Origin of the sequence: Thermobifida fusca YX, assembly GCF_000012405.1 — a bacterium.
GTDB classification, from domain to species: Bacteria; Actinomycetota; Actinomycetes; order Streptosporangiales; family Streptosporangiaceae; genus Thermobifida; species Thermobifida fusca.
The window spans coordinates 2,518,516-2,544,188 of sequence record NC_007333.1 but is presented as its reverse complement, the minus strand read 5'-3'; the positions used below and the strand labels follow the sequence as shown (position 1 = coordinate 2,544,188).

General features: G+C 67.3%; 20 protein-coding genes. 13 read left to right on the top strand and 7 right to left on the bottom strand.

The genetic code is table 11. From position 1 onward, the window contains the following. The first annotated feature begins 406 nt into the window (after positions 1-406). On the top strand, positions 407-1,867 hold the full coding sequence (locus TFU_RS10710; RefSeq protein WP_016189000.1) for a pectate lyase family protein: 1,461 nt from the start codon (positions 407-409) through the stop codon (positions 1,865-1,867). A 232-nt stretch (positions 1,868-2,099) separates the two neighbouring features. Next, positions 2,100-4,136 carry an ATP-dependent DNA helicase gene (locus TFU_RS10705; protein WP_041428242.1) on the top strand — a complete coding sequence of 679 codons (2,037 nt, stop codon included), beginning with the start codon at positions 2,100-2,102 and terminating at the stop codon, positions 4,134-4,136. Between the two features lie 16 nt (positions 4,137-4,152). On the opposite strand, the gene TFU_RS10700 is transcribed toward TFU_RS10705, so the two are convergent. The 3 genes from TFU_RS10700 to TFU_RS10690 all read right to left on the bottom strand — a co-directional run bounded on the left by TFU_RS10700 (position 4,153) and on the right by TFU_RS10690 (position 6,478). After that, complete coding sequence (locus TFU_RS10700) at positions 4,153-4,674, bottom strand: DUF6315 family protein (protein WP_016188998.1); 522 nt, start codon at positions 4,672-4,674, stop codon at positions 4,153-4,155. A 181-nt stretch (positions 4,675-4,855) separates the two neighbouring features. Next, entirely contained in the window at positions 4,856-6,100 is a 1,245-nt protein-coding gene (locus tag TFU_RS10695; protein WP_011292588.1) for an AI-2E family transporter, read from the bottom strand. 30 nt (positions 6,101-6,130) lie between these two features. Continuing rightward, positions 6,131-6,478 (bottom strand): hypothetical protein, encoded by a 348-nt coding sequence (locus TFU_RS10690; RefSeq protein WP_011292587.1) that lies wholly within the window; start codon positions 6,476-6,478, stop codon positions 6,131-6,133. Positions 6,479-6,638: 160 nt separating this feature from the next. Here TFU_RS10690 and TFU_RS10685 point away from each other — a divergent pair, with 160 nt between their 5' ends. After that, the gene (locus tag TFU_RS10685) at positions 6,639-8,075 is read left to right on the top strand and encodes a hypothetical protein (RefSeq protein WP_011292586.1); all 1,437 of its coding nucleotides are present in this window, start codon (positions 6,639-6,641) and stop codon (positions 8,073-8,075) included. Between the two features lie 113 nt (positions 8,076-8,188). Here the strand turns inward: TFU_RS10685 and TFU_RS10680 are convergent, their stop codons facing one another. Continuing rightward, positions 8,189-8,959: a glutamate racemase gene (locus TFU_RS10680; RefSeq protein ID WP_011292585.1), complete on the bottom strand. Its 771-nt coding sequence runs from the start codon at positions 8,957-8,959 to the stop codon at positions 8,189-8,191. Between the two features lie 163 nt (positions 8,960-9,122). Here TFU_RS10680 and TFU_RS10675 point away from each other — a divergent pair, with 163 nt between their 5' ends. The 3 genes from TFU_RS10675 to TFU_RS10665 are packed head-to-tail and all read left to right on the top strand — an operon-like array spanning position 9,123 to position 12,319. After that, positions 9,123-10,535, top strand: a complete 1,413-nt coding sequence (locus TFU_RS10675) for an FAD-binding protein (protein WP_011292584.1) — start codon at positions 9,123-9,125, stop codon at positions 10,533-10,535. Positions 10,536-10,548: 13 nt separating this feature from the next. Continuing rightward, a complete protein-coding gene (locus tag TFU_RS10670) occupies positions 10,549-11,820 on the top strand; it encodes an SAM-dependent methyltransferase (RefSeq protein WP_011292583.1) in 1,272 nt (423 codons plus the stop codon). A gap of 52 nt (positions 11,821-11,872) precedes the next feature. Continuing rightward, positions 11,873-12,319 carry a hypothetical protein gene (locus tag TFU_RS10665; RefSeq protein WP_011292582.1) on the top strand — a complete coding sequence of 149 codons (447 nt, stop codon included), beginning with the start codon at positions 11,873-11,875 and terminating at the stop codon, positions 12,317-12,319. A gap of 208 nt (positions 12,320-12,527) precedes the next feature. Here TFU_RS10665 and TFU_RS10660 read toward each other — a convergent pair whose 3' ends face one another. Beyond that, positions 12,528-14,075: a long-chain-fatty-acid--CoA ligase gene (locus tag TFU_RS10660; protein WP_011292581.1), complete on the bottom strand. Its 1,548-nt coding sequence runs from the start codon at positions 14,073-14,075 to the stop codon at positions 12,528-12,530. A gap of 97 nt (positions 14,076-14,172) precedes the next feature. Further along, positions 14,173-14,592, bottom strand: coding sequence for a DUF6406 domain-containing protein (locus TFU_RS10655; RefSeq protein ID WP_011292580.1), 420 nt, complete (start codon positions 14,590-14,592; stop codon positions 14,173-14,175). Positions 14,593-15,381: 789 nt separating this feature from the next. On the opposite strand from TFU_RS10655, the gene leuS reads away from it, so the two are divergent. From leuS to TFU_RS10635, 4 genes are all read left to right on the top strand, one after another. Then, positions 15,382-17,874 (top strand): leucine--tRNA ligase, encoded by a 2,493-nt coding sequence (leuS, locus tag TFU_RS10650; protein ID WP_011292579.1) that lies wholly within the window; start codon positions 15,382-15,384, stop codon positions 17,872-17,874. A gap of 83 nt (positions 17,875-17,957) precedes the next feature. Continuing rightward, the gene (locus tag TFU_RS10645; protein WP_011292578.1) at positions 17,958-18,512 is read left to right on the top strand and encodes a hypothetical protein; all 555 of its coding nucleotides are present in this window, start codon (positions 17,958-17,960) and stop codon (positions 18,510-18,512) included. Positions 18,513-18,713: 201 nt separating this feature from the next. Next, the gene (locus tag TFU_RS10640) at positions 18,714-19,370 is read left to right on the top strand and encodes a hypothetical protein (RefSeq protein WP_011292577.1); all 657 of its coding nucleotides are present in this window, start codon (positions 18,714-18,716) and stop codon (positions 19,368-19,370) included. Positions 19,371-19,656: 286 nt separating this feature from the next. After that, positions 19,657-20,289 (top strand): hypothetical protein, encoded by a 633-nt coding sequence (locus tag TFU_RS10635; protein ID WP_016188994.1) that lies wholly within the window; start codon positions 19,657-19,659, stop codon positions 20,287-20,289. 200 nt (positions 20,290-20,489) lie between these two features. Here the strand turns inward: TFU_RS10635 and lexA are convergent, their stop codons facing one another. Beyond that, on the bottom strand, positions 20,490-21,248 hold the full coding sequence (lexA, locus tag TFU_RS10630; RefSeq protein ID WP_011292575.1) for a transcriptional repressor LexA: 759 nt from the start codon (positions 21,246-21,248) through the stop codon (positions 20,490-20,492). 255 nt (positions 21,249-21,503) lie between these two features. On the opposite strand from lexA, the gene TFU_RS10625 reads away from it, so the two are divergent. From TFU_RS10625 to TFU_RS10615, 3 genes are all read left to right on the top strand, one after another. Continuing rightward, the gene (locus tag TFU_RS10625) at positions 21,504-22,046 is read left to right on the top strand and encodes a LysM peptidoglycan-binding domain-containing protein (RefSeq protein WP_011292574.1); all 543 of its coding nucleotides are present in this window, start codon (positions 21,504-21,506) and stop codon (positions 22,044-22,046) included. A gap of 225 nt (positions 22,047-22,271) precedes the next feature. Next, a complete protein-coding gene (gene nrdR, locus TFU_RS10620) occupies positions 22,272-22,733 on the top strand; it encodes a transcriptional regulator NrdR (protein ID WP_011292573.1) in 462 nt (153 codons plus the stop codon). Positions 22,734-22,855: 122 nt separating this feature from the next. Then, positions 22,856-25,660, top strand: a complete 2,805-nt coding sequence (locus TFU_RS10615; protein WP_011292572.1) for a vitamin B12-dependent ribonucleotide reductase — start codon at positions 22,856-22,858, stop codon at positions 25,658-25,660. Positions 25,661-25,673: the final 13 nt, after the last annotated feature.

The window sequence follows — 25,673 nt, the reverse complement described above, 5'->3', positions numbered from 1 at the left end:
GCCCGCGGGTCTTTTTCCTTGCTGGACATCCTGCATCCGGTAGCGCAGCTCCCCGATCGGTCCTGGGCAGCGAGCCATGGTGCGCCCACCGGGCTCCGGAGAGCTGCGGGGCGGTCGGCACTGGCGGCCGCCCCGCTCTCAGCGGTGTCGCGCACTCGATAGGGAGTACGGCCGCCCAGCAGGCAGACCCCCAAGACGCAGGGGCGGGCAGCGTCCGTCGAGTCCTCCTGCCACCAAAAATCGGTGTGATCCTCTTGACACGGAAAGCGCTTTCTTTATGCTCAAGGAAAGCACCTCGGTGCTTACGAACTACTACGGAAGGTAAACGGTGGGACGATCAATTACGCGTCGACTCGCCTCGACGCTAGCCACAGCGGCCGTGGTGACAGCAGGTCTAACCCTACCGGTGTCCCCGGCATCGGCGCAGACCGGCAGCGCCACCGGCTACGCAGCCCTCAACGGCGGAACGACGGGCGGTGCGGGCGGACAGGTGGTCCGAGCCACCACAGGAACCGAGATCCACCAAGCCCTGTGCCAGCGGCCCAGCACCAGCACCCCAATCATCATCCAGGTCGAAGGAACCATCAACCACGGCAACACCTCCAAGGTGTCCGGACCGGGATGCGACACCGCCAGTGACAAGATCGAACTCAAGAAGATCAGCAACGTCACAATCGTCGGTGTCGGCAACGGAGCCCTGTTCGACCAGATCGGCATCCACATCCGGGAATCCCGGAACATCATCATCCAGAACGTGCACATCCGGAACGTCAAGAAGTCCGGATCACCCACGTCTAACGGCGGCGACGCCATCGGCATGGAGAAGGACGTCCGCAACGTCTGGGTGGACCACGTCACCTTGGAGGCCTCGGGCGGTGAGTCGGAGGGCTACGACGGCCTCTTCGACCTCAAGGACAACACCCAGTACGTCACCCTCTCCTACAGCATCCTCCGTAACTCTGGCCGCGGAGGACTGATCGGATCCAGCGAGAGCGACCTCTCCAACGGTTACATCACCTTCCACCACAACCTGTACGAGAACATCGACTCGCGGACGCCCCTGCTGCGCGGCGGCGTGGCGCACATGTACAACAACCACTACGTGCGCCTCAACAACTCCGGCATCAACTCCCGGGCCGGGGCACGCGCCAAAGTGGAGAACAACTACTTCCAGAACTCCAAGGACGTCCTGGGCACCTTCTACACCAACGAGCGGGGCTACTGGGAGGTCCGCGGCAACATCTTCGACAACGTGACCTGGTCCAGCCAGGGCAACGAGAACTACCCTGCCGGACCTAACCCGCAGTCCACCACATCGGTGAGCATCCCCTACTCATACCGGCTTGACGACGCCGGCTGCGTGCCGCAGATCGTGAGCCAGACCGCGGGCGCGAACAAGGGCAACCGGGTCTCCGACGGCAACTGCCGGGCAGAGGATCCGGGCAACCCCGATCCGGGCAATCCGGATCCGGGGAACCCTGACCCGGGCACCCCGCCCGGCGGCACCAACCTCAGCATCGGTGCCGACGCCGACGGCTCCAGCAAGGCCAGCGGGACCAGCTACAAGAACGTCATCGACGGCGACATGAGCACCTACTGGTCGCCGAGCGGCTCCACCGGCCGCATCTCGGTCAAGTGGGGCTCGAACGTGACGGTGTCCGCGATCCACATCCGCGAGGCGGCTGGGGCCGTGGGCAACATCGGCTCCTGGCGGGTCGTCAACAATGACACCGGCGCCGTCCTGGCCACGGGAACCGGGGCGGGAGTCATCACCTTCACCCCCACCACGCTGCGGAAGATCAACTTCGAGATCCTCAGCTCGAACGGCACTCCGCGGGTGGCCGAGTTCGAAACCTACGCCGGCTAACCGCTGAGCCAACACGCCGGCAGCCGTAAGACAGCCGGAACCAAGCTCCCCGGCACCGCGGCCCTGGCGGACACCCGCCAGGGCCGTACCGTGCCACCGCCCCAGAGGCACCCGGCACAGCGCACCGACCAGCCAGGGCGTGCCCGCGGTGAGAACCCCCGCGGGAGACCGCCCTGGCTCTCCTGTGGACAACCGGCCGAACCTGCCGCACCGACCCGGTACTGTCAGGGGCGTGTCTGATCTTCCCGACGTCGACGAGCTCCTCGACGCGGCCGTGCGCGCCCTCAACGGCACCCGGCGCGACGGCCAGGCGACCATGGCCCGCTCGGTGGCCGCAGCGATCGACAGCCGCGAACACCTCGTCGTGCAGGCCGGCACCGGAACAGGAAAATCCCTGGGCTACCTGGTTCCGGCACTGCGCCACGCGGTCGCCGCCAACGCCACGGTTGTGGTCTCCACCGCCACCATCGCGCTGCAGAACCAGCTCATCGGACGCGACCTGCCGCGGCTCACCGAGGCACTCGAACCGCTGCTGGGCCGCCGTCCCGTCTACGCGATCCTCAAAGGACGGCGCAACTACCTGTGCCGCTACCGCCTCTCCCAGGCAGCGACAGGTCCGGAAGAAGCTGAACTGTTCGACCCGCACCTGCTGTCCTCGCTCGGCCGCCAAGTGCGCCGGCTCCACGAATGGGCGGAGGAGACCCTCACCGGGGACCGCGACGACCTCACCCCGGGGGTGAGCGATCTGGCCTGGCGGCAGGTCTCCGTGGGAGCCAACGAGTGCATCGGGCCCCAGATGTGCCCGGTCAGCGACGACTGTTTTGCGGAGCTCGCCCGGGCCGAGACCATCGGCGCGGACCTCGTCGTCACCAACCACGCCCTGCTCGCTATCGACGCTGTCCAGGGCTACCGGCTGCTGCCCGACCACGACCTGCTCATCGTTGACGAAGCGCACGAGCTCGTCGACCGGGTCACCTCCGTGGCGACTGGGGTGCTCAGTGACCGGAGCATCAGCCTTGCGGCGAAGCGGGCCGCCCCGGTCTGTGACGTGGAACTCACCGAACGCCTCGCAGAGACCGCTGACGGGTTGGCGTTGATGCTCGCCGACACCCCGCCGGGCCGTCTCGACCATCTGCCGGATCCGCTGGCCACCGCCGTAGCCGCAGTCCGGGACGCCGCCCACGCCTGCCTTTCCGCGCTGCCCGAGCCGCCCCGGGACGACCCGCACGCCGCCAGCGCCCGCCGGCTCGCCCTCGCCGGCCTCGAAGAAGTCCACTGCACCGCCGAACGGATCCTCCTCTGCGTCCAGCAGCCCCTCCGGGACCGGCAGGACGTGGTGTGGTTCGCGCGCGGCGCACGGCAGACCCCCGGACTTCGCATCGCTCCCCTGGCTGTCAACCGGACCCTGCGCCAGGCCCTGTTCACCGAGCGCACCACGGTGCTGACCTCCGCCACCCTCGCTCTCGGCGGCTCCTTCGACCTGATGGCCCGGCAGTGGGGACTCGGCCCTCTGCCCGATCATGACCCGGCAGAGGCAGCAGAGCCCGCGGAAACCACTGCCACGCCCTCGGCCGAACCCAGCCCGCTCCGGTGGCGCGCGATCGACGTGGGCTCACCGTTCAACCACGCCCGCAGCGGCATCCTCTACATCGCCACCCACCTGCCCCCGCCGGGCCGGGAGAGCCTCCACCCCGAATACCTCGACGAGATGGCGGAACTCATCGACGCGGCAGGAGGGCGCACCCTCGGCCTGTTCTCCTCCACCCGGGCAGCCGTGCACGCCGCAGAAGAACTCCGGGAACGCCTGCCTTACCCGATCCTGTGCCAGGGGGACGACTCCACCGGCCACCTCGTCCAGCAGTTCGCTGCAGACGAGGCCACCTGTCTGTTCGGCACCTTGTCACTGTGGCAGGGCGTGGATGTCCCGGGACCGGCGCTGCAACTGGTCATCGTGGACCGCATCCCCTTCCCCCGGCCCGATGACCCGCTGGCCTCGGCCCGGCAGCGCGCGATCGGTGCACAAGGAGGGAACGGGTTCCTCGAAGTCGCGGCTACCCATGCCGCGCTGCTCCTCGCCCAAGGCACCGGGCGGCTCTTGCGGTCCGTCCACGACAAAGGGGTGGTCGCGGTCCTCGACCCGCGGCTGGCCACCGCCCGCTACGGGGCGTTCCTCCGCGCCTCCCTGCCCCCGTACTGGGGAACCACCGACCCCCAAGTGGCCCGGGCGGCGCTGCGGAGACTCCACGAGGCAGCGTCCCGCGCGGCCTGAACCCGCCGACCCGTACTCAGCGGGGCGCTCGGAAACCGAAGAGGCGGATCGCGTAGCCCGGACCGTCGCCGGGAGAGTGGATGTGCCACCGGTCGCTGTGCTCCCCCGTGGTCAGCTCGTACCACAGCAGGTCGATGAGTTTGAGCCGGGCCACGATCGACGAATTCGGGTCGAGGACGAGCGAGTATTTCCGGTCGCTCAATCGCTGGGTGATCATGCCGACCGGCGGACTGTCCCAGATCGCGGGAACAGGAGCGTGCCCCACCTCCACACCGCACCGGCGCAACTGGCTGATCTCCTCTTCCAACGCCTTGGCAGCCAGGGCGTTGTCTAACCGGAGCGCGTCTTCCAGTTCGTCGCGGTCCTCGTCGTCGCGCATGTAGGCGTGGTAGGTCTGCCGTCCGCAGGAGCGGCACATCCGCCGTACCACGCACCGGGCCGCACCGTGGGCAGACTGGGCCTCCCCGATACCGCGGTAGGTGGTGACCCGGCGGATTGCCCCGCAGTCACAGCACAGGGCGGTCAACTCCTGTCTCATTTCCACGACCCCTCCCACGAGTGAGTATGCGATGAGCCTCCCCCGCGGGGGAACCGATTCCACCAGGTGGTTCCTACAAACTGTCTCCACCGGTGTCCAAAAATTCCCTCTTGTTCCTCTTAGTGGCTTGTGGGGCTTGCCAGCGGGTGTTCCGGGAGAGTAGGTTGCGCCCCTCCTCTTCCTAGTCGCCCCGGTTCGTTGGGTTCGGCGGAGAAAGAGAGGCCTCAGCGGAGTCGGAGGGGTCGGCAGACGATCCGGAAGAGGACTCTGACTCCTCCGCCGTGCCCCCGGAGTCGCCCGCGCCCAGCAGCGGGTGCTCGGCCACCTCGTAGCGTCTGATGTAGAAGCTGAGGAAAGTCTGCAAGCTCGCCCCGGCAGGCAGCGCCAGCAGCGCCCCCGGCGCACCCAGGATCGCGACCCCGGCCAGGACGGAGCCGAACGCCACCGCCGGATGCATGTCCAGCGTCTTAGCGGTGATCCGCGGCTGCAGCAGATAGTTCTCGAACTGCTGGTAGACGGTGACGAACACCAGGACCCACAGCGCCGGCCAGAAACCGTCGAGGAGCGCTACGAGCACCGGGAGCGCCCCACCGATGTAGGTGCCCACGGTCGGAATGAACTGGGATAGCACCCCCATCCAGAGGGCCAGCGCGAACGCGAAGGGGATGTCCAAGAGCGCCAGCAGGATGTAGTGGGCCACCGTGCAGATGAGCGCGAGCAGCGCCCGCGAGTAGATGTAGCCGCCGGTCTTCTCGATCGCGATCTCCCAGGCGCGCAGCACCTCCCGCTGGGTGCGCGGTGGCAGCACCGAGCAGATCGTGCGGCGGAACCGCGGGCCGTCCGCACACAGGTAGAAGGTGAACAGCGCGATCGTCAACCCGTCGAAAAGCAGCGCCAGCACGGTGGATCCCGCTCCCACCACGTTGCCCGCGAGCTGGGACGCGTACTCTTCGACCAGCCCGCTGACACTCGTCAGCTCGCTCAGCAGCGTGGTGGGGGAGAAGTCGGTGTGGAACGTGGCGTTCACCCAGGCCAGCAGCGAACGCGTCATCCGGGGCAGATCCGAGACGAACGCGACGACCTGGCCGACAAGCATCGACCCCAGCACGGTGAGGAACAGCACCAGAGTGCCGGCCGCTGCCAGCATCACCGCCCCCGTGGCGAGCCCGCGCGGCCAGCGGTGCCGGTGCAGCCAGTTCACGGCGGGCTCAAGCGCCAGCGCCAGGAACAAAGAGATCAACAGCAGCAGCAACAGCCCTTGGAGCTGCACAAACAGCCACCAGGCGAGCGCCGCGAGAGTGACCACCCACACGACAAGCAGCAGCGCCCGCAGCAGCCATGGCGGCACCTGGGCGGCCGAGCCGGTGAGGGGAGTAGCGCCTTCCGAGGGTGGGCGGTGCCTCACGGATCCGGGGTCGTCACTCATCGGGGCACCACCCTTCACACTCCATCGAAGCTAGTCGAGGGACAAACGGCGCTTGTTGCGGGCCGTCCACTCCCGCATGCGCTTGGGGTAACCAACGAGGTTCACGTCGTAGGCGGGAAGAGCGAGTTTGTGCGCGACCCGGCGCAGCACCTCAGGGGAACCGACCCGTCGACGGATCCACTCCCCGTCGTGGGCGACCGCCACAGCAGTCGTGCCCGTGGCGAACGTCTCCGGCTCGACGTAGAACTCGACGCCTTTCCGACTCTTGGCGAACTCGATCAGCGCCTTGATGTCGGAATCCTCCGCAGGACGATCGTAACGCGCTTTTCTGCCTCGGCGTTGCGCTTTCCGTAGCCCGAAGCGATCCAGCCATCCCATACCGTACTTACTCCTGTCCGTGTCCGCCGCACCACACCCGACCCGCACAGCCCAGTGCCGCTGACTCTAAAGGACACCGTCAAGGACCGCTGTGTCAATCGGGCCGCTGCAGTGATCGCGTTGATACGTTCAGTGCGTGATGCGGGGAGGGAGTGCCACGATGACGTTGTGGGAATGGGTGGCGGAAGCCGCCGACAAGACACGGGCCAACGGACACGAGCAGCTAGCTACCGCGCTGGGGCGCCTGCCGGAACTGGCTGTCCTCGGCGACACCCACCGGATCACCATCGAACTGCCGGCCGCCCTGCGGGCCGCGACCGAGCCGGGGGCCCCGCTCTGGGCCGCCCACTATGTGCGGTACTGGCAGCTCGCCGCGCGTATCCTCCACCACCAGGCAGGCACAGTGGTGTTGGACGAGGTCACCGAACTGGTGCACGCCGCCCACGCCGATCCGGCCCACTGCCCGCCCGGCGCCTGCCCTGCCGTGATCGCCGCTGCCTGCCACGCCAACATCGACGGCCCTGGCCGCACCGTGGAACGGGAGCTCCTGCTCACCACCGCCTTAGAGCACGTCGAACCCGGAACACCCGCCTACACGGCGCTGACCGCGGCCTTCGCTGACCTGCTCAGCGACGTGGGACGCCCGCACGAGGCGGTCGACTTCCTCGACACCCAAGACCAGACGCTCCGCTTCACCGTCGAGCTCGCCGTGGCACGCGTGCGCGCCTTGCACCTCATGGGCCGCGACGAGGAAGCGCTGGCAGTCCTCAACCGGCTTGACAACCAGGTCCCCGTGCTGAGCGGCCCCGACGCCGCCCGCGACGACGTGCACCTCCGGATCCGTTTCGAACGCGCCCGGCTGCTGGCCCGCCTGGCCCGCACCAGACGGCAGTTGGTGGAGGTGGCTGCGGCGGCGCTGCCAGCCGTGGAACTAGCCCAGGCCCACCCGTTCCTCCGGCCGCTGTGGGTGCAGGCCGCAGAAGACCTCGACGCGGCCGGGGTAGCGCTCAACGACTGGCGGCTCGGCGTCCGCCTCACCGGGTGGGTCCGCCACCTGGAGCAGAACGGCGCGCCCCGCCGCCAACTGGAACTGGCGGTGCGAGCAGCCCGGCTCGCCCTGCGCCGCGGCGCCCGCTGGACCGCGCTGAGCATGGTCGAATACGCCCAAGCCGCGGTAGCCCAGATGTGCCGCGAGGACGCGCTCACCGCCGACCTCGCTGCGGTCCGCGCCAGTGTCCGCCAGCTCCCATCGCCGTCGCTTCCGGTCCCCGCAGCTCGCCTGGACTCGTGGCTGTGGAGCAACCACGCCCTGGACCTCAACCCCGAGCAGCGGGCCGACCTGATCTGGGCCGCACTCGCCGAATGCCCGGGGGATGCGGTGCTCCTCGAACGCCTCGGACGCGTAGCCCGGGAACTCGACCTGGCCCGTAACGCAGCGCGAGAGCAGTGGGCAAGGGTCCGCGCGCTCCCCGCCGACGCGACCACCGCGCTCAGCCTGCTGGAATCCCTGCTGCACGACGGGGACATGGAAGGGGTACGGGAACTGGTCGGCCTGCTGGCCACCCTGTCCGAGACGGGTACCGTCCGCCAGCCCTGAACAGCGCGGCACACCGCCGTGGCGCACTGCGCGGGGAATTCAGACGCTGCCGCGGAACAGAACCGGGCCGACAGCACATCCGTGCGGGACGACTACCGGCGCAGCAGACACGCTCACGCCGCGACCTCGGTGGTCAGCAGCACCCCCGCCCGGTAGGTCAGGGCTGCCTCGGGAAGCTGTGCGGGACGGCCGCTGGCATACACCCGCAGCCCACCGGTGCGGGGCGCGTCCGGTTGGGGCGAGACCCCGATTCGCCGGAGGGCCTGCGCGGCGACCGCATCCGCGGCTGTGAACAGGGTCACATGCTCGCCCAGCGCTGCGGTGATGACGTCGCTCACCAGGTCGTAGTGGGTGCAGCCGAGCACCACCGCTGACACGTCGGCAGGAGTGTGCGCGGCGGCGTGGTCGACGGCTTCCGCCACAGCAGCCGGATCGGCGCGTTCCACCGCGTCAGCCAGGCCGGGGCAGGCCACCGGGGTCACCGCGATCCCCCGCGCGAACCGGTCGATGAGGTCCCGCTGGTACGGGCTCCCCGTAGTAGCCGGGGTCGCCCAGATCGCGAACGGCGCACCCCGGTCTGCGGCGGGCTTCACGGCCGGGACGGTACCGATCACGGGAATCCGCGGTTCCAGTTCGGCGCGCAGCGACTCCAACGCGTGCACCGAGGCGGTGTTGCACGCCACCACCACGGCGTCGGGCTGCTCGTCAAGCACAGCCCGGGCCCCGGCCAGCGCCCGCGCGACGATCTCCGGAACACTGCGCGGTCCCCACGGCATGTAATCAGGGTCCATGGAGAGGATCAGGTCCGCATCCGGACGGATCCGCCGCAGCGCGGCGGCGGTGGAGAGCAGACCGATCCCTGAGTCGACTAATGCGATGCGCACGCCAGCCGATGATATGCGCAAAACCGGGAAACGCCGCGTAACATCCCCGGATTTGCCGTACTGGGAGATTAGGCTGGCCTCAAACCGGCGCCCCGACCGCCGTGCGGCGGCTCCGACAGCCCGGAATGCCGCGCGGGAACGGCGGGGGAGAAGTGGGTGAGCAGTGAACTGTCAGTCTTCCGCGTCCAACCTCGCCAACCACATCAACGCGGTGTACGAGCTGCGCCGCGCCTATGCGCGGCTGTCCGCCGACAAGCCGGTGCGCCTGGCGAAGACCACCTCCAACCTCTTCCGCTTCCGCAGCCGGGACGATGCCGCGCGTCTCGACGTCAGCGCTTTCACCTCGGTGATCAGCATCGACACGGAGGCGCGGGTCGCGGAGGTGGGCGGCATGACCACCTACGAGGACCTGGTCGCCGCCACCCTGCGGCATGGCCTGATGCCGCCGGTGGTTCCGCAACTGCGCACGATCACCCTGGGCGGTGCGGTCACCGGGCTGGGGATCGAATCCTCGTCCTTCCGCAACGGGCTCCCGCACGAGTCAGTGGAAGAGATGGAGATCCTCACCGGCAGCGGCCAGGTGGTGGTGGCCCGGCGCGACAACGAGCACCGCGACCTGTTCTACGGTTTCCCCAACTCGTACGGCACCCTCGGTTACGCGCTGCGGCTCCGCATCCAGCTCGAACCGGTCCGCCCCTACGTCCACCTGCGGCACCTGCGGTTCACCGATGCCGCAGCGGCCATGGCCGCGCTGGAGCAGATCTGCGCGGACCGCACCCACGACGGGGAGACCGTCGACTTCGTCGACGGCGTCGTGTTCGCCCGCAACGAGCTGTACCTGACCTTGGGGACGTTCACCGACCGGGCTCCGTGGACCAGCGACTACACCGGAACCGACATCTACTACCGGTCGATCCCCCGCTACGCGGGCCCCGGCCCCGGCGACTACCTCACCACGCACGACTACCTGTGGCGGTGGGACACCGACTGGTTCTGGTGCTCCCGCGCCTTCGGACTGCAGCATCCCGTGGTGCGCCGCCTGTGGCCGCGTTCCTTGAAACGCTCCGACGTCTACCGCAAGCTCGTCGCCTGGGACCGGCGCACTGACGCGAGCCGCCTGCTCGACTACTACCGCGGGCGCCCGCCCAAGGAACCGGTGATCCAGGACATCGAGGTTGAGGTGGGGCGGGCTGCCGAGTTCCTCGACTTCTTCCACACCGAGATCGGCATGTCCCCGGTGTGGCTGTGCCCGCTGCGGCTGCGAGAAGACACAGCCGACGATACGGAACCGGTCTGGCCGCTCTACCCCCTCAAACCCCGCCGCCTCTACGTCAACTTCGGGTTTTGGGGCCTCGTTCCGATCCGTCCCGGTGGAGGCAGGACATACCACAACCGGCTGATCGAAAAAGAAGTGACCCGGTTGGGCGGGCACAAGTCGCTCTACTCGGACGCCTTCTACGACGAGGACGAGTTCTGGGAGCTCTACAACGGGGAGATCTACCGCAAGCTCAAAGCTGCCTACGACCCCGACGGTCGACTGCTCGACCTGTACACCAAGTGCGTCGGCGGCGGGTGAGAAAGGATGAGGGATGCGACTGGCGGAGGTATTCGAACGTGTCGTCGGACCCGATGCGCCCGTCCACTTCCGGGCCTACGACGGCAGCACTGCGGGAGATCCACGCAGTGAAGTCGCTATCGTGGTTCGCCACCCGGCAGCCGTCAACTACATCGTCCAAGCGCCGGGAGCACTCGGTTTGACCCGCGCCTACGTGGCGGGATACCTCGACGTCGAAGGGGACATGTACACCGCGCTGCGGGCAATGGCCGACGTGGTGTTCCAGGACCGGCCGCGGCTGTCCCCCGGGGAACTGCTGCGGATCATCCGCGGGATCGGGTGGGTGAAGTTCGTCAACCGGCTTCCACCGCCGCCGCAGGAGGTGCGCCAGTCCCGCCTCGCCGCCCTGGGCTGGCGCCACTCCAAGCAGCGCGACGCCGAAGCCATCCAGCACCACTACGACGTCTCCAACGCCTTCTACGCCCTGGTCTTGGGCGAGTCGATGACCTACACCTGCGCGGTCTACCCGACCGAGCAGGCCACGCTGGAGCAGGCACAGTTCTTCAAGCACGAGCTGATCGCCCGCAAGCTCGGTCTTGCCCCTGGGATACGACTGCTGGATGTGGGGTGCGGCTGGGGCGGCATGGTCATCCACGCGGCCCGGGAGCACGGGGTCAAAGCCCTGGGGGTGACCCTGTCCAAAGAGCAGGCTGAGTGGGCGCAGAAGCGGATCGCCCACGAGGGCCTGGGCGACCTGGCAGAAGTCCGGCACATGGACTACCGGGACCTGCCCGACGGCGAGTACGACGCGATCAGCTCGATCGGGTTGACCGAGCACGTCGGCAAAAAGAACGTGCCCGCCTACTTCGCGTCGCTGTACCGCAAGCTCGTCCCGGGAGGCCGCCTGCTCAACCACTGCATCACCCGGCCCCGCAACGACCTGCCGCCCTTCAAACGCGGCGGGGTGATCAACCGCTACGTCTTCCCCGATGGGGAGCTGGAAGGGCCCGGCTGGCTGCAGGCGGCGATGAACGACGCCGGGTTCGAAATCCGCCACCAGGAGAACCTGCGGGAGCACTACGCACGGACCCTGCGGGACTGGCTGGCCAACCTGGACCGCAACTGGGATGCCGCGGTGCGGGAAGTGGGGGAGGGCACGGCCCGAGTGTGGCGGCTCTACATGGCCGGGTGCGTGCTCGGCTTCGAACGCAACGTGGTGCAACTGCACCAGATCCTCGGGGTGAAGCTCGACGGGACCGAGGCGCGGATGCCGCTGCGCCCCGACTTCGAACCGCCGCTGCCTTAACCGCGGTGCACAGCCGGGGGATATCAGTCGCGGAACCGGGCATGATGAGCCCATGGCTGCGACCGATGACGACCGGCACCACACCACCGTCGCCCTCGACCTCATCGACGCGTATGTGCGCGCCGACCGCAGAATGATCGGTGAACGTTCCGCGGGGATCAGCGCGGAGGCGGGGGAGCGGATCGTCTCCACCCTGAAAGTGTGCGCGGCCTTCCTTGCCCGCCGGGTCCAGGAGACCGGGGTGCCGTGGCGCGCCGCGGACTCCCGGGAAGCGGTCGCCCGCACCGTCGCCGACCTGCTGGAACCCGAGGTGGAATTCGCGGTCGTCTCCGCCTGGGAGGCGTACGCGATCGGGGAGCACGAGGCCGCCTGGGTCCGGGCGCACGGCGATCCGCTGGTCTTCGTCCACATGCTGGCCGCGTTCTCCGCTGCTATCGGCACAGCGGTCTACGGCCGTGAGGAGCTGCTGCCCACGCTGCGCAGGGTGACAGCACGATAAGCACCCCGCGCGGGAGGCGGGCCGTGCGCCTAGCCGCGCGTCGCGGTAGCCCGCAACCGGAGCCGCGGACCGGCCGGGGCCGGAAGACACCGCGGAATCCGGCACAGGGTGGCGGTCCGCAGCGGTTCCCCGCGGCCCCGGCAGCACTAGGCGGCGCTGGGAAACGAGTGCGGCTGCTCCACGGCAGCGCCGCACCGCCCGCAGCTGGTCAGCGAAGTTCCCGCTTGAGGATCTTGCCGGTCGCCGTCATGGGCAGTTCCGTGCGGAACTCCACGATCCGCGGGTACTTGTAGGCCGCCAGACGCTCCTTGGCCCAGGCGATCAGTTCGTCTTCGGTGAGGGTGGCCCCCTCGGCGGGGATCACGAACGCTTTGATCTCCTCGCCGTGCGTGTCGTGCGGGACACCCACCACGGCGGCCAGGCTCACCTGGGGGTGCGTCATCAGCACCTCTTCGATCTCCCGCGGGTACACGTTGTATCCGCCGCGGATGATCATGTCTTTGGAGCGGTCGATGATGAAGTAGAAGCCTTCCTCGTCGCGGCGGGCGATGTCCCCGGTGCGGAACCAGCCGTCCCGCATCACCTGCGCGTTGGCCTCGGGACGGTTGTGGTAGCCCTTCATCACGCAGTGGCCGCGCACGGCGATCTCTCCCGGCCCTTCGCCTTCAATGGTGTTGAAGTTCTCGTCGACGAGCTTCATCTCCACGCCCCAGATGGGCAGCCCGATCGATCCCGGCTTGGCTTTGCGCTTGGGGTTGTTGAAGGACACCACGGGAGAGGTTTCGGAGAGGCCGTAGCCTTCCAGGATTTCGATGCCGAACTTCTCCTTGACTTTCCGGGCGACTTCGGCGGGAAGGGAGGCGCCCCCGGAGACCGCGGTGTGCAGGGTCTGGGAGATCTGCTTGATGTCGTGGTCCCCTTGGGCGTTGAGGAGCCCCCAGTACATGGTGGGCACCCCGGCGAAGATGGTGACCTTCTCCTTTTCCATGAGGGAGAGGGCCTCATCCCCGTCGAAGCGGGGCATCAGCACCATGGTCCCGTGCCGGTAGAGAGCCGCGTTCATCATCGTGGTCTGCCCGAAGATGTGGAAGAGCGGCAGCACGGTGAGGAACACGTCGTGGCTGTCGGGAGCCTGGTCGAAGAGGGCGCTGGAGGCGACCGCGTTGAAGAGCAGGTTGGTGTGGGTGAGCTGGGCGCCTTTGGGCTGGCCGGTGGTGCCGCTGGTGTAGATGATCACTGCGACGTCGTCGCCTTCGGTGCGCACCGACTCGAACTCGCCGGGCTGCCCGTTGAGCGCGGCCCAGAAGGTTTCTGCGCCCGGGATTGCGGACGTGGTCGCCCCCGCGGCGGCCGGCAGGTCGATGTAGAGCTCGCATTCGGCGACTTCCTGGAATGCTTGCCAGGCGCGCTCCCCGAGGGGGAGTTCCGGGGTGCCGGTGAACGCGAAGAGCGCTTTAGCGCCGGAGTCGCGGAGATGGTATTCGATTTCGCGCGGCGTAAGCAGGACGTTCAGGGGGACGACGACCGCTCCCGCCTTGAGCGCACCGAAGTAGACGAAGGGAAAGTACGGGACGTTCGGACAGGCGAGCGCAACCTTGTCCCCGGGGCGGATACCGCGGGATACCAGGAGGTTGGCTACCTGGTTGGCGATCATGTTGACCAGGGCGTAGTTCAGCCGCATGTCGCCAAAGACGATCGCATCGCGCTCCGGCCGGTTGCGTGCGCCGTCTTCCAGCAGAACGGAGAGATTGAGCATCCTGGCTCCTCCGGGAAGTGCCGCATGTCACTGTTCTACTGAACAGTAACTTATGGGTGAGGTGCGGGACCAGGGAGCCTTCCCCCCACTGCGGGGATTACTCAGCCTTGGTGAGCGTCACCGAGACAGGCAGCGAGTCACCGAACCCCAACTCGGACACCCGCCACGGGACTCCGTCCACCTCGATCAGGTCCCCCAGCGTCACCGTGGTCTCCTCACCCGTTCCGCCCTCCGGAGTGACCTTGACCGTCACCTGCGGCTCCGCCTCGTCGTATTCGGTGATTTCCAAGACGAAAGAGTCGCCATCCTCAGCGGTGAGGGTGTACGGGGTCCCCTCCACCAGTTGGATGCGGTCGTCGTACTCGCCCAGCACGGGAGCTGGATCCTGCTCCGCCACCGTCTCAGCGGGGGAGGTGTCCGAAGAGGCCGAGCAGGCGGCCAGACTCAGGCCCACCAGGGCGGCTGCCACAGCGGACAGGGACGCCCGGACGACGGTACGCGGATCGAACAGCGGCATGTCAGTTCTCCTCTGGCGGATTCCCCGCGGATACGCGGGGCGTGGAACAGCGGGAAAGCGGACGGTGGATCCACTCTGCTGGGGTGGCGGCGCCCCGGCCCTCCCGGAACGGTGGGGTACCGGGGGTGAAGGACAGCCGTGGCACACCGCCCTGGGCGGGAGCCGAGACGCTACGGGGGAGGGAGACCGAAAGGGCGGGTGCAGCGCACCGGAGTGTCCCGCGGTGCCAGGGAAGGCCGCTGCTCCCGTATCCGGGCGGTGCTGCCCGGCACAGGCAGGGCTGCGGCAGACCACCGGGTCTGGGGCCGCCGGTCGCTGCCCTACCGCGAGGGGAAGACGAAACCGGCACGCCGCCGTTTCCCTGCAGCAAGGGTGGGCGCGGTTCTGTGCCGCGACCGTGTTCCACCAGCGGGGGCCGACCGGTGAACTGCTGTCCTCCCCATCGATTCCCAAGACCAACGTGGCGCGGCGGGTACGGGCTCCGCCCAGCCGACACGGCCATAGAGCCAGGATGCTTTACCGCCAACGGTAGCCGGTTTTCCCGCCCTTTGCGGCTGCAGCGGCAGAGAGCTGTCCCACGCTGGCTCAGCCCGGGAAGACCGCGGGATGCCGCAGGGGAATCACGGCTGCGCTTCGGCCGTGCCGTTGCGCGCTAACCTTGAAACACAGGTGATTCGGACCGGCATCCTCAGGTCACTCGGTGAGTCGGAAGACGCTGGTCCGGCAACAGCAGTGCGCCAGATCGGAACCCGCCCCCTAGGGCAACACCGGTAGAGGAACCATCCAACCATGACAGCGGTTAGCGGCGATCAGACGACGAGTGGCTCCTACGACGTCCGGGCACTCCAGGAGAAGTGGCAGGCCCGGTGGGCAAAGGAGAACCCCTTCACGGCTAGCGAAGACCCGGCCGACCCCCGTCCGCGACGCTATGTGCTCGACATGTTCCCCTACCCCTCAGGTGACCTCCACATGGGGCACGCTGAGGCGTTCGCGATCGGCGACGTCATCGCGCGCTACCACTTCGCGCGCGGGGAGAACGTGCTGCACCCGATCGGCTGGGACTCTTTCGGCCTGCCCGCGGAGAACGCCGCCATCAAACACAACTTCCACCCGGCCGAGTGGACCTACACCAACATTGAGACCCAGGCCGAGTCGTTCCGGCGCTACGCCATCTCTTTGGACTGGTCCCGTCGTCTGCACACCAGCGACCCCGAGTACTACCGCTGGAACCAGTGGTTCTTCCTCCGGTTCTTCGAACGCGGTCTGGCCTACCGCAAGGACGGCCTGGTCAACTGGTGCCCCAAGGATCAGACCGTGCTCGCCAATGAGCAGGTCATCCAGGGCAAGTGCGAGCGCTGCGGCACCGAGGTCGAGCGGCGGGCGCTCAACCAGTGGTACTTCAAGATCACGGACTACGCCCAGCGGCTGCTGGACGACATGGAGCAGCTCGAGGGCAAGTGGCCCGAGCGCGTGCTGACCATGCAGCGCAACTGGATCGGCCGTTCGGAAGGCGCTGACGTCCAGTTCACTATCGAAGGCCGCGAGGAACCGGTCACCGTCTTCACTACGCGACCCGACACCCTGTACGGGGCGACGTTCTTCGTGGTCGCCCCCGACTCGCCGCTGGCCGACGAACTGTGCGCGCCTGAACAGCGGGAAGCGTTCGAGGCCTACCGCACCCAGGTCAGCAAGCTGAGTGACATCGAACGCCAGTCGACCGAGCGGGAGAAGACCGGCGTCTTCCTGGGCCGCTACGCGATCAACCCGGTCAACGGGGAGCGCATCCCGGTCTGGGCGGCCGACTACGTACTGGCCGACTACGGCCACGGCGCGATCATGGCGGTGCCCGCACACGACCAGCGCGACCTGGACTTCGCCCGCAAGTTCAACCTGCCGGTCCGTGTTGTCGTGGACACGGGCGAGCCCGACCCCGCTGAGACGGGGATCGCCACCCCCGGGGAGGGCACGCTCATCAACTCCGGTCCGCTGAACGGCCTCAGCAAGAGCGAAGCGATCCCCCGCATCATCGAGATCCTCACCGAACGCGGCACCGGCAAGGCCGCCGTCAACTACCGGCTGCGCGACTGGCTGGTGTCCCGCCAGCGGTTCTGGGGCACTCCCATTCCGATCATCCACTGCCCGGAGTGCGGCGAAGTTCCGGTCCCCGACGAAGAACTGCCGGTGCGCCTGCCCGACCTGCGCGGGGCTGCCCTAGCCCCCAAGGGGGTCTCCCCGCTGGCCGCCGCCACCGACTGGGTCAACGTGTCCTGCCCCCGCTGCGGCGGGCCCGCCAAACGGGACACGGACACGATGGACACCTTCGTCGACTCCTCCTGGTACTTCTTGCGCTACTGCTCGCCCAACCTGGACACCGCGCCGTTCGACCAGGAGAAAGTCGCCAAGTGGGGACCGATCGACCAGTACGTCGGCGGTGTCGAGCACGCGATCCTGCACCTGCTCTACAGCAGGTTCTTCACCAAGGTCCTCTACGACATGGGCATGGTGCCGTTCACCGAGCCCTTCGTCCGGCTGCTCAACCAGGGCCAGGTCATCAACCAGGGCAAGGCCATGTCCAAGTCGCTGGGCAACGGTGTGGACCTGGGGCAGGAGATCGACCGCTACGGGGTTGACGCCGTCCGGCTGACCATGGTGTTTGCCGGGCCGCCGGAGGAAGACATCGACTGGGCAGACGTGTCCCCGGGGGCATCGGTGAAGTTCCTCAACCGTGCCTACCGGGTGATGGCGGAGGCCGCAGCCGCCTCTGCACCGGGGGTGGACCCGGCCACCGGCGACCTGGCGCTGCGGCGGATGACCCACCAGACCCTGGCGAAGGTTACCGAGGCCGTGGAAGCCCAGCGGTTCAACGTCGCCATCGCGCGGATCATGGAACTCGTCACCGCTGCTCGCCGGGCGATCGACTCGGGCCCTGGCGCCGCCGACCCCGCGGTGCGTGAAGCCGCTGAGGTGATTGCGATCACCTTGGGTCTGTTCGCTCCCTACGTCGCCGAGGAAGGCTGGGAGATGCTCGGCCACACCGGATCGGTGTCGGTGGGCACCTGGCGGGAGCCCGACCCTGCGCTCCTGGTCCAGGAGAGCGTGACGTGCGTGGTCCAGGTGGCCAGCAAGGTCCGCGACAAGCTGCAGGTCTCCCCGGACATTTCCGCGGAAGAGCTGGAGCGGCTGGCCCTCGCCTCGGAGAAGGTCCAGAATCACATCGCCGGACGTGAGATCCGCAGGATCGTGGTCCGTGAGCCCAAACTGGTCAACATCGTGGTCGCCTAAACGCCGACCACTGCTGAGGTACCGCAACCGGGCCGCCGCCCGCAGCCGGACCGTGGGCGGGCGCGGAAGAGGAGAACACGACGATGGACGAGGCGAGGCGGCGCACAGTGGTGCGCGGGGCCGCGGTGGTGGGCGGCGCTGCCGTGGTGAGCGCCGCGGCCATCACCGGCGGCCTGCTGTGGGCGAAGCACGGTCCCGCAGTGGAGGCCGCTCCCACGGACGCGTACCCGCAGCCGCCCGCCTGCACGTCAGTGCCGAGTGCGACCGTGGAAGGCGCGGTCCCCGCAGCAGTGCTCGAAGCGGAGACCGTTGGGCCGCTCCCGCTCTCCGCCGGCCGGTCGTGCGTGTGGTCCTCACTGGACGCTTCCGGTGAGGACCCGCGGATGCTCATCGTCTCCTTCCGCGCCCACTTCAGCGACAGCCAATCGAGCGGGGAGGAGCGCGCAGCAGCAGAACTGGACGCTTTGGCGGAGGGGGAGCTGTCGCGCGGGGACACGCTGGTGCGGCCCGCCGGGGTCGGTGAGGGAGCCGAGGCCGCGACCAGGGACCGCAACCTGACGATCCGGGTCTGGTACGGCGGGGCCGACGCCGGGGAGAAAGTAGCGGCGATCGCCGCAGAGGTGGCGGCGGCCCTGTAACGGAGCCGGGAAGCCGGACCGTCCGCTCCGCCCGGCTTGGGGAGATTACCGCGAACTTTATCGCGGTAAGCGGCTTCTTACCCGGTGAAGTGATGCTCAGGGATCGGGCTCCTCTGCCAGACCTCCCGTCCGAACCAGCGAGTAACGTTGGCTCGGTGGCAGAGGAAGAGCGTCGATCTCCGGACAGGTGAAGGGAAGTCCATGGTCCAGCCGCCTCCCCCCGGCGGGTCCGCCACCCTCCATGAGGAGCCGCGCGGCAGCGGACGCGGCTGCGCGGTGGCTGTGCTGGTCAGCGCAGTACTCGTCCTCGTGCTGCTGGGGTGCGGAGGAGTCGGCCTCCTCGTCTGGCTGCGCGGTCCCGGCGGGGACTATGCGGAGGCCCCACCGTGCGCCCTCGTCGAAGAGAGCGGAGTCCTTGACCAACTGGTCAAGGGGTACGTGACCGACCTCGACGCTCCCGTAGACACCCAGGGCGCTACGTGGTGGGACGGCACCCAATGCCGGTGGACGACCACGGAGGATTCTCCCGGGATGCCGTCGAGCGTGAGTGTGGCCTTCATCCGCAGCGGAAACCGTTTCGGCCACGGGGGAGAGGCCTCCGCCCGAGCCGATCTGAAACGGGAATCGGAGGACAACGCGACGACCGCCGTGACGGGACTCGGAGACGAGGCCGTGCGGTGGTACGACGCCACAACCCTGCACGGGTGCGTGGCGGTGCGGAAGTCCAATCTCATGATCTCCGCTTGCTACGAGGCCAGCACGGACTTCTCCGCCACCCGGGAGGTCTCTGCGGAAGAGGCAATGGACGGTGCCGTGAGCGTGGCCCAGGAGATCGTCGCGACCCTGGAGCAGGAGTGAATCCGCTTCCAGCAGTCGAGAGCCCTGCCGGGGCGGCCTCCGCCAGGGATGCCGTGAAACCCCGCACACGAACGACCTTCCACTGTTGTTGGATAAGGATCATCCCATGACCCAACCTTCTTCTCCCTCGTCGCCGCACGGGCCGCAACCCCCGTACGGATCCCAGCCCTACGGCCCCCCGCCTCCTCCCCCCGGGCAGCCGCCCCACGGGGCGCAGTTCTCTCCCCCGCCGTACGGAGCGGGAGGATATCCGCCTGCTCCGCAGAAGACAGGGAGAAACGGCTGCTTGATCGCCGGGATCGTCGTGGGCGCGGCAGCGGTCCTCGGTATCGCCGGGATCCTCGTATTCGCCGCTCTGAGCAGCAGCGACAGCACCTCAGACCAGGAGACGTCCGCCACCGGGGAGACCTCGGACTCCCAGGGGACGACCTCGTCCGAGGTGGAAGGGGACTTCACGATGCTGCCCGGCTGCTCGGTGGGGGAGCACAGCGAGCTGGAACGGCTCGTCCCCGACTACCGCGGGGAGGTTGAAGACGTCGACACCGGCGGCCAGGAATGGTGGGAAGGGCAGCACTGCTCCTGGGACAACGTCAACAGCCTGGGCAACGGCAGCTACGCCTTCCTCACGATCATGCTCAACGACCCTGGGGAGCGCTACCACACCAGCGACGACCTGGAGTGGTATTCCCAGGACTACACCACGACGGAGGTCTCCGGCCTCGGTGAAGGAGCCGTGTCCTGGTACGACAGTGAGAACCAGGTCGGCTGTGTTGCCACGTACGTGGCGAACCTGTCGTTCGCGTCCTGCTACGACAAGGTGAACTTCGGGGTGTCGCTTCCCGAGGAGGAGGCGATCCAGGAAGCGGAGACCTTGGCCCGCGCCACCCTCGAAGAGATCCGCCGCGGCGACTACCAGTAACGGACCGTTCCAGACGAGAGTGACCAGTCCTGGCCGTCCCCAGTGCGTGCCCCTTGCGGCGCGCCTGGGGCGGCCAGGCCAGTGGAGACAACGGGGCGGAAAATCCTACGAGAAAACAGCGGTAACAATTACCGACAAATGGCCCAAAAAGGACAATTCAGAGATTAATTACGGGGTCGTATCAAACTGAAGCGAAGTCGTTATACCTTGCGAAGAACGGTGACGACTTTGCCCAGAATGGTCGCAGAATCGCCGTTGATGGGATCGTAGGCGCTGTTTCGCGGCAGCAGCCAGACGTGTTCTCTGTCACGCTTGAAGACCTTGACCGTGGCCTCGTCGCCTAGAAGCGCGGCCACGATATCCCCGTTGTTAGCGTCAGGCTGCTGACGGACAACGACCAGGTCACCGTCGGCGATAGCGGCATCGATCATGGAATCGCCCACGACGGTGAGCATGAAGAGCGTGCCCTCTCCGACAAGCTGCCGCGGCAGGGAGAGCACATCCTCGACATGCTCCTCCGCCAGAATCGGGCCGCCCGCCGCGATCCGGCCGAGCAGGGGAATGTCCACGATTTCCTCGGAGCCGGAGAGCCCGCCGAGTTCCCTTCGCGTGCGTCCGGAAGTTTTATGTGGAATACGAATTTCCACCGCTCGGGGGCGGTTCTGATCGCGGTGAAGGTACCCCTTGCGTTGCAACACCTTCAACTGGTGCGCGACACTTGAGGGGCTAGACAGCCCCACCGCCTCCCCGATCTCCCGGATGGACGGCGGATATCCCCGCTCACGCACGTAGCGGTGGATGACGTTGAGGACACTCCGCTGACGTTCCGTGAGTGTCGGAGCGTCACCTGTCTGCTCGGCAGAGGACCCCACGGAGTCATCCGTGCGGACCGGGTGGAGTGCGGAGACGGAACTCTCCTCCGTGTAAGGCTGGTGCCCTCCGCGGTTCTCCTCCGGCACGTCCGGCCTCCTCGGCGGTTAGTGTCCTCCGTTGGGGACTGTCGGCTTGCTACGACATCAATGCTCGTTCCGAAGGTCGAGGGCGTCGGCGTGATAGGACCGACGCCGATGCTCTACCGGAGCGAAACACATTCCACGTTAGTCCTTGGACAAGGCAATATCAAACAAACGTTCGAGATGATGCTGAAAAATTTCCCAGAATGCGGTAGTAATCGAACGCCGGTTCTGGTGGGCGGAGGTTCGAAGGGAAGGACGATGTCCCAGGCCGCGTTGCCGCATGCCCCCACGCCATCCGCTGCCCGCGCTTCCTGTCGGTCTACGAGCGACACGGACGCTGCCCGCGGCGGTCTGGAAACCGATCTTTACGACTGGTCCAAGGAGGTACCGGAGTGGATCAATGACGTCCCTCCACCCGAGGTCCGGCGAAGTCCGGCCAGTCCCGCCCGTAAACGGGCCGTACGCCCCGTCCCCGCAGGGCCCCCGCGGCTGACCAGGAGAGGACGGATCGTCCTGTTCTGCCTGCTCGGCACGGCAGCCGCCGCCGGCTGCGCCCTGTTCGCCGTAGCGTTTCTGGCCCTCAGCGCCTCCAACGCGGACGCTTCCACCGACACGCTCCTCCACCTCCCCGAACGGTCACGCACGGTCGTGGTCAACGAGGGAGACACGCTCTGGGAGATCGCTGAACGACTCCGTCCCGCAGAAGACCCGCGCAAGACTGTGGACGAGATCGTCGAGATCAACGGCCTCACCGAACCGGTGCTCACCCCAGGACAGGAACTCGTTCTACCATCCCCCTGAGACAGACGCTTCGCTCCCGCACACCGCACAGTTGCGAACATCTCCAGCCACACACACCGTTCGCAGTCCGAAGCCGTGCGTGGCGACACGCCGGACGGACTTGTCTCAGGTTGCGTCTAAGACTCTCTAGCCGTAGGTTAACGGCCACTAGATCTAGTGCCTTCGTGGATGAAACCATCCACAAATTGTGGTTGTCCGGTGTTGACCTGGGAAGGATGACAAACAGTGCGCTGTCCCTTCTGCCACAACCAGGACACCCGGGTGATCGACAGCCGGGCCGCAGAAGAAGGTACAGCGATCCGACGCCGTCGCTCCTGCCCGGCCTGTGAGAGAAGGTTCACCACCCAGGAGACGGTGCTGCTCATGGTCACCAAGCGATCAGGAGCCACGGAGCCCTTCTCCCGCAGCAAGATCATTGCCGGAGTCCGACGGGCCTGCCAGGGCCGCCCGGTCACCGAGGACGCGCTCGCGCTCCTCGGACAGCGGGTCGAGGAGGAGATCCGCAGCCGCGGGGTTGCGGAAGTCAGCTCGCACGAGATCGGACTGACCATCCTCGGACCGCTGCGCGACCTCGATGAAGTCGCCTACCTGCGCTTCGCGAGCGTCTACCGCAGCTTCGAATCCCTCGAAGACTTCGAACGCGAGATCGCGGAGCTGAGGGCAGAGCGCACAGCAACCCAGGGCTGAACCCACCACCGGGCACCACAGCGTTCAACAAGCCATAGAGGACACTCAGGGTGCCGCCGGCTACGGCAGACGAACGGCGACCACCCTCGGATACACCTTTCCACCAAGGGGAGCGAAGCACGATGACCGAGACGGTGAGCGGCTCTGCCACGCGTAAAGGCAGAAAACCTCGCAGGGGGGTGAAGATCCAACGCGTCTTCACCACTCCTGGAGTCCACCCCTACGACACTGTGGAGTGGGAACGCCGCGACGTCGTCATGACCAACTGGCGCGATGGCTCGGTCAACTTCCGGCAGGATGGGGTCGAATTCCCCAAGAGCTGGTCGATGAACGCCACCCAGATCGTGGCCAGCAAGTACTTCCGCGGCGCCTTGGGCACCCCGCAACGCGAGTGGAGCCTCAAACAGCTCATCGACCGGGTCGTCGACACCTACACCGCAGCCGGTCGGGAGCACGGCTATTTCGCCTCCGACGAGGACGCTGAGATCTTCGATCACGAGCTCAAGTACGCCCTCGTCCACCAGATGTTCAGCTTCAACTCCCCGGTCTGGTTCAACGTCGGAACCTCGTCGAAGGCGCAGGTCTCCGCCTGCTTCATCCTGTCGGTGGACGACACCATGGAGTCGATCCTCGACTGGTACAAGGAGGAGGGGCTGATCTTCAAGGGCGGCTCCGGCGCGGGGGTGAACCTCTCTCGCATCCGCTCCAGCAAGGAGCTGCTCTCCTCTGGTGGAACCGCGTCCGGCCCGGTGTCCTTCATGCGCGGCGCCGACGCCTCTGCCGGAACCATCAAATCCGGGGGCGCCACCCGGCGGGCCGCCAAAATGGTGGTCCTCGACGTCGACCACCCAGACATCGAAGAGTTCATCGAATGCAAGGCACGCGAAGAACGCAAGATCCGGGTGCTGCGCGACGCCGGCTTCGACGTGGACCTGGGCGGCGCTGACATCATCAGCGTCCAGTACCAGAACGCCAACAACTCCGTGCGGGTCTCCGACAAGTTCATGCGTGCCGTGGAGAACGATGAGGATTTCGACCTCATCGCCCGCACCACCGGGGAAGTCATCAGCAAGGTCCGGGCCCGGGACCTGTTCCGCAAGATGGCTCAGGCCGCCTGGGAGTGCGCGGACCCGGGCATCCAGTACGACGACACCATCAACGACTGGCACACCACACCGGAAAGCGGTCGGATCACTGCCAGCAACCCCTGCTCCGAGTACGTCCACCTGGACAACTCGTCCTGCAACCTGGCTTCGATCAACCTGATGAAGTTCCTCGACGAGGATGGCTCGTTCCGCGTCGAGGAGTTCGAACGGCTCACCGAGCTGGTCATCACGGCGATGGACATCTCCATCTGCTTCGCCGACTTCCCCACCGAGAAGATCGCCGAGACCACCCGCGCGTACCGCCAGCTCGGTATCGGCTACACCAACCTGGGCGCCCTGCTCATGGCGACCGGGCACGCCTACGACTCCGACGGGGGCCGCTCGGTGGCTGCCGCGATCACCTCGCTGATGACCGCCGCGGCCTACCGGCGCAGCGCGGAACTGGCCGGGGTCGTCGGCGCCTACGAGGGCTACGCCAAGAACGCGGAGGCCCACAAGCGCGTCATGCGCAAGCACGCGGCAGCCAACGACGCACTCCGCCCGGTCGGACAGTTGGAGAAGCCGATCCACGACGCCGCCACCCGCGCGTGGAAGGAGTGCCTGGAACTCGGGGAACGCCACGGATGGCGCAACGCCCAGGCCAGCCTGCTCGCCCCCACCGGCACCATCTCCTTCATGCTCGACTGCGACACCACCGGCATCGAGCCCGACTTCTCCCTGGTCAAGATCAAGAAGCTCGTGGGCGGCGGGTCCATGAAGATCGTCAACCAGGGCATTCCGCGGGCGCTGCGCACCCTCGGCTACAACGAAGACCAGATCCAGGCCATCGTCGACTACGTCGCTGAGCACGGCCACGTCGTCGACGCCCCTGAACTGCGCCCGGAACACTACGAGGTTTTCGACTGCGCCACCGGCAAGCGCTACATCCGACCCATGGGCCACGTGGAGATGATGGCGGCAGTCCAGCCGTTCCTCTCCGGCGCGATCTCAAAGACCGTCAACCTGCCCGAGGAAGCCACGGTCGAGGACTTCGAACGCCTCTACTTCGAAGGCTGGAAGAAGGGCCTCAAGGCGCTCGCGGTCTACCGCGACAACTGCAAGGTCGGCCAGCCGTTGTCCACCACGAAGAAGGAAGAGGAGAAGAAGGAGGAGTCCCGCCCCGTCGAGCTCCGGAGCCCGGTGCGGCGCCGGCTGCCGAAGCGGCGTCCCAGCCAGACCATCTCCTTTACGGTCGGGGGTGCTGAAGGCTACATCACCGCCGGCTCCTACCCCGACGACGGGTTGGGCGAAGTGTTCCTCAAACTCGGCAAGCAGGGCTCTACGCTCGCCGGGATCATGGACGCCTTCTCCATCGCGATCTCCATCGCGCTGCAGTACGGGGTGCCGCTGCAGACCTACGTGGAGAAGTTCACCAACATGCGCTTCGAACCGGCGGGGATGACCGACGACCCCGACATCCGGATGGCGCAGTCGGTCGTGGACTACATCTTCCGCCGCCTCGCCCTGGACTACCTGCCGTACGAGGAGCGCGCCGCACTCGGCGTCTTCACCGCGGAAGAGCGGGCTGCCCAGGCCGCCGGCGAGGACCCGGCCCAGGTCGCTGCCCAAGTGGTCACCTACGCCCAGTCCGCGCCGGTCACCGAGACGCTGACCGCGCCTCCGGAACCGGAGCCGAAGCCGCGGAGTACGGTGGAGTCCACGGAGTCCCGCAAAGAGTTCAGCGCTGACGCGCCGCTCTGCGTGAGCTGCGGCACCAAGATGCGGCCGTCCGGAAGCTGCTACGTCTGCGAAGGCTGCGGCTCGACCAGCGGCTGCAGCTAACCGACTGCAGGGC

Bases quoted from the DNA above. Each gene is read 5' to 3' on its own strand.
- TFU_RS10665 (WP_011292582.1), top strand. From the start codon at position 11,873: ATGGCTGCGACCGATGACGACCGGCACCACACCACCGTCGCCCTCGAC.
- TFU_RS10660 (WP_011292581.1), bottom strand. From the start codon at position 14,075: ATGCTCAATCTCTCCGTTCTGCTGGAAGACGGCGCACGCAACCGGCCG.
- TFU_RS10645 (WP_011292578.1), top strand. From the start codon at position 17,958: ATGGACGAGGCGAGGCGGCGCACAGTGGTGCGCGGGGCCGCGGTGGTG.
- TFU_RS10625 (WP_011292574.1), top strand. From the start codon at position 21,504: ATGTCCCAGGCCGCGTTGCCGCATGCCCCCACGCCATCCGCTGCCCGC.
- TFU_RS10700 (WP_016188998.1), bottom strand. From the start codon at position 4,674: ATGAGACAGGAGTTGACCGCCCTGTGCTGTGACTGCGGGGCAATCCGC.
- leuS (WP_011292579.1), top strand. From the start codon at position 15,382: ATGACAGCGGTTAGCGGCGATCAGACGACGAGTGGCTCCTACGACGTC.
- TFU_RS10685 (WP_011292586.1), top strand. From the start codon at position 6,639: ATGACGTTGTGGGAATGGGTGGCGGAAGCCGCCGACAAGACACGGGCC.
- TFU_RS10615 (WP_011292572.1), top strand. From the start codon at position 22,856: ATGACCGAGACGGTGAGCGGCTCTGCCACGCGTAAAGGCAGAAAACCT.
- TFU_RS10690 (WP_011292587.1), bottom strand. From the start codon at position 6,478: ATGGGATGGCTGGATCGCTTCGGGCTACGGAAAGCGCAACGCCGAGGC.
- TFU_RS10695 (WP_011292588.1), bottom strand. From the start codon at position 6,100: ATGAGTGACGACCCCGGATCCGTGAGGCACCGCCCACCCTCGGAAGGC.
- TFU_RS10655 (WP_011292580.1), bottom strand. From the start codon at position 14,592: ATGCCGCTGTTCGATCCGCGTACCGTCGTCCGGGCGTCCCTGTCCGCT.
- TFU_RS10640 (WP_011292577.1), top strand. From the start codon at position 18,714: ATGGTCCAGCCGCCTCCCCCCGGCGGGTCCGCCACCCTCCATGAGGAG.
- TFU_RS10670 (WP_011292583.1), top strand. From the start codon at position 10,549: ATGCGACTGGCGGAGGTATTCGAACGTGTCGTCGGACCCGATGCGCCC.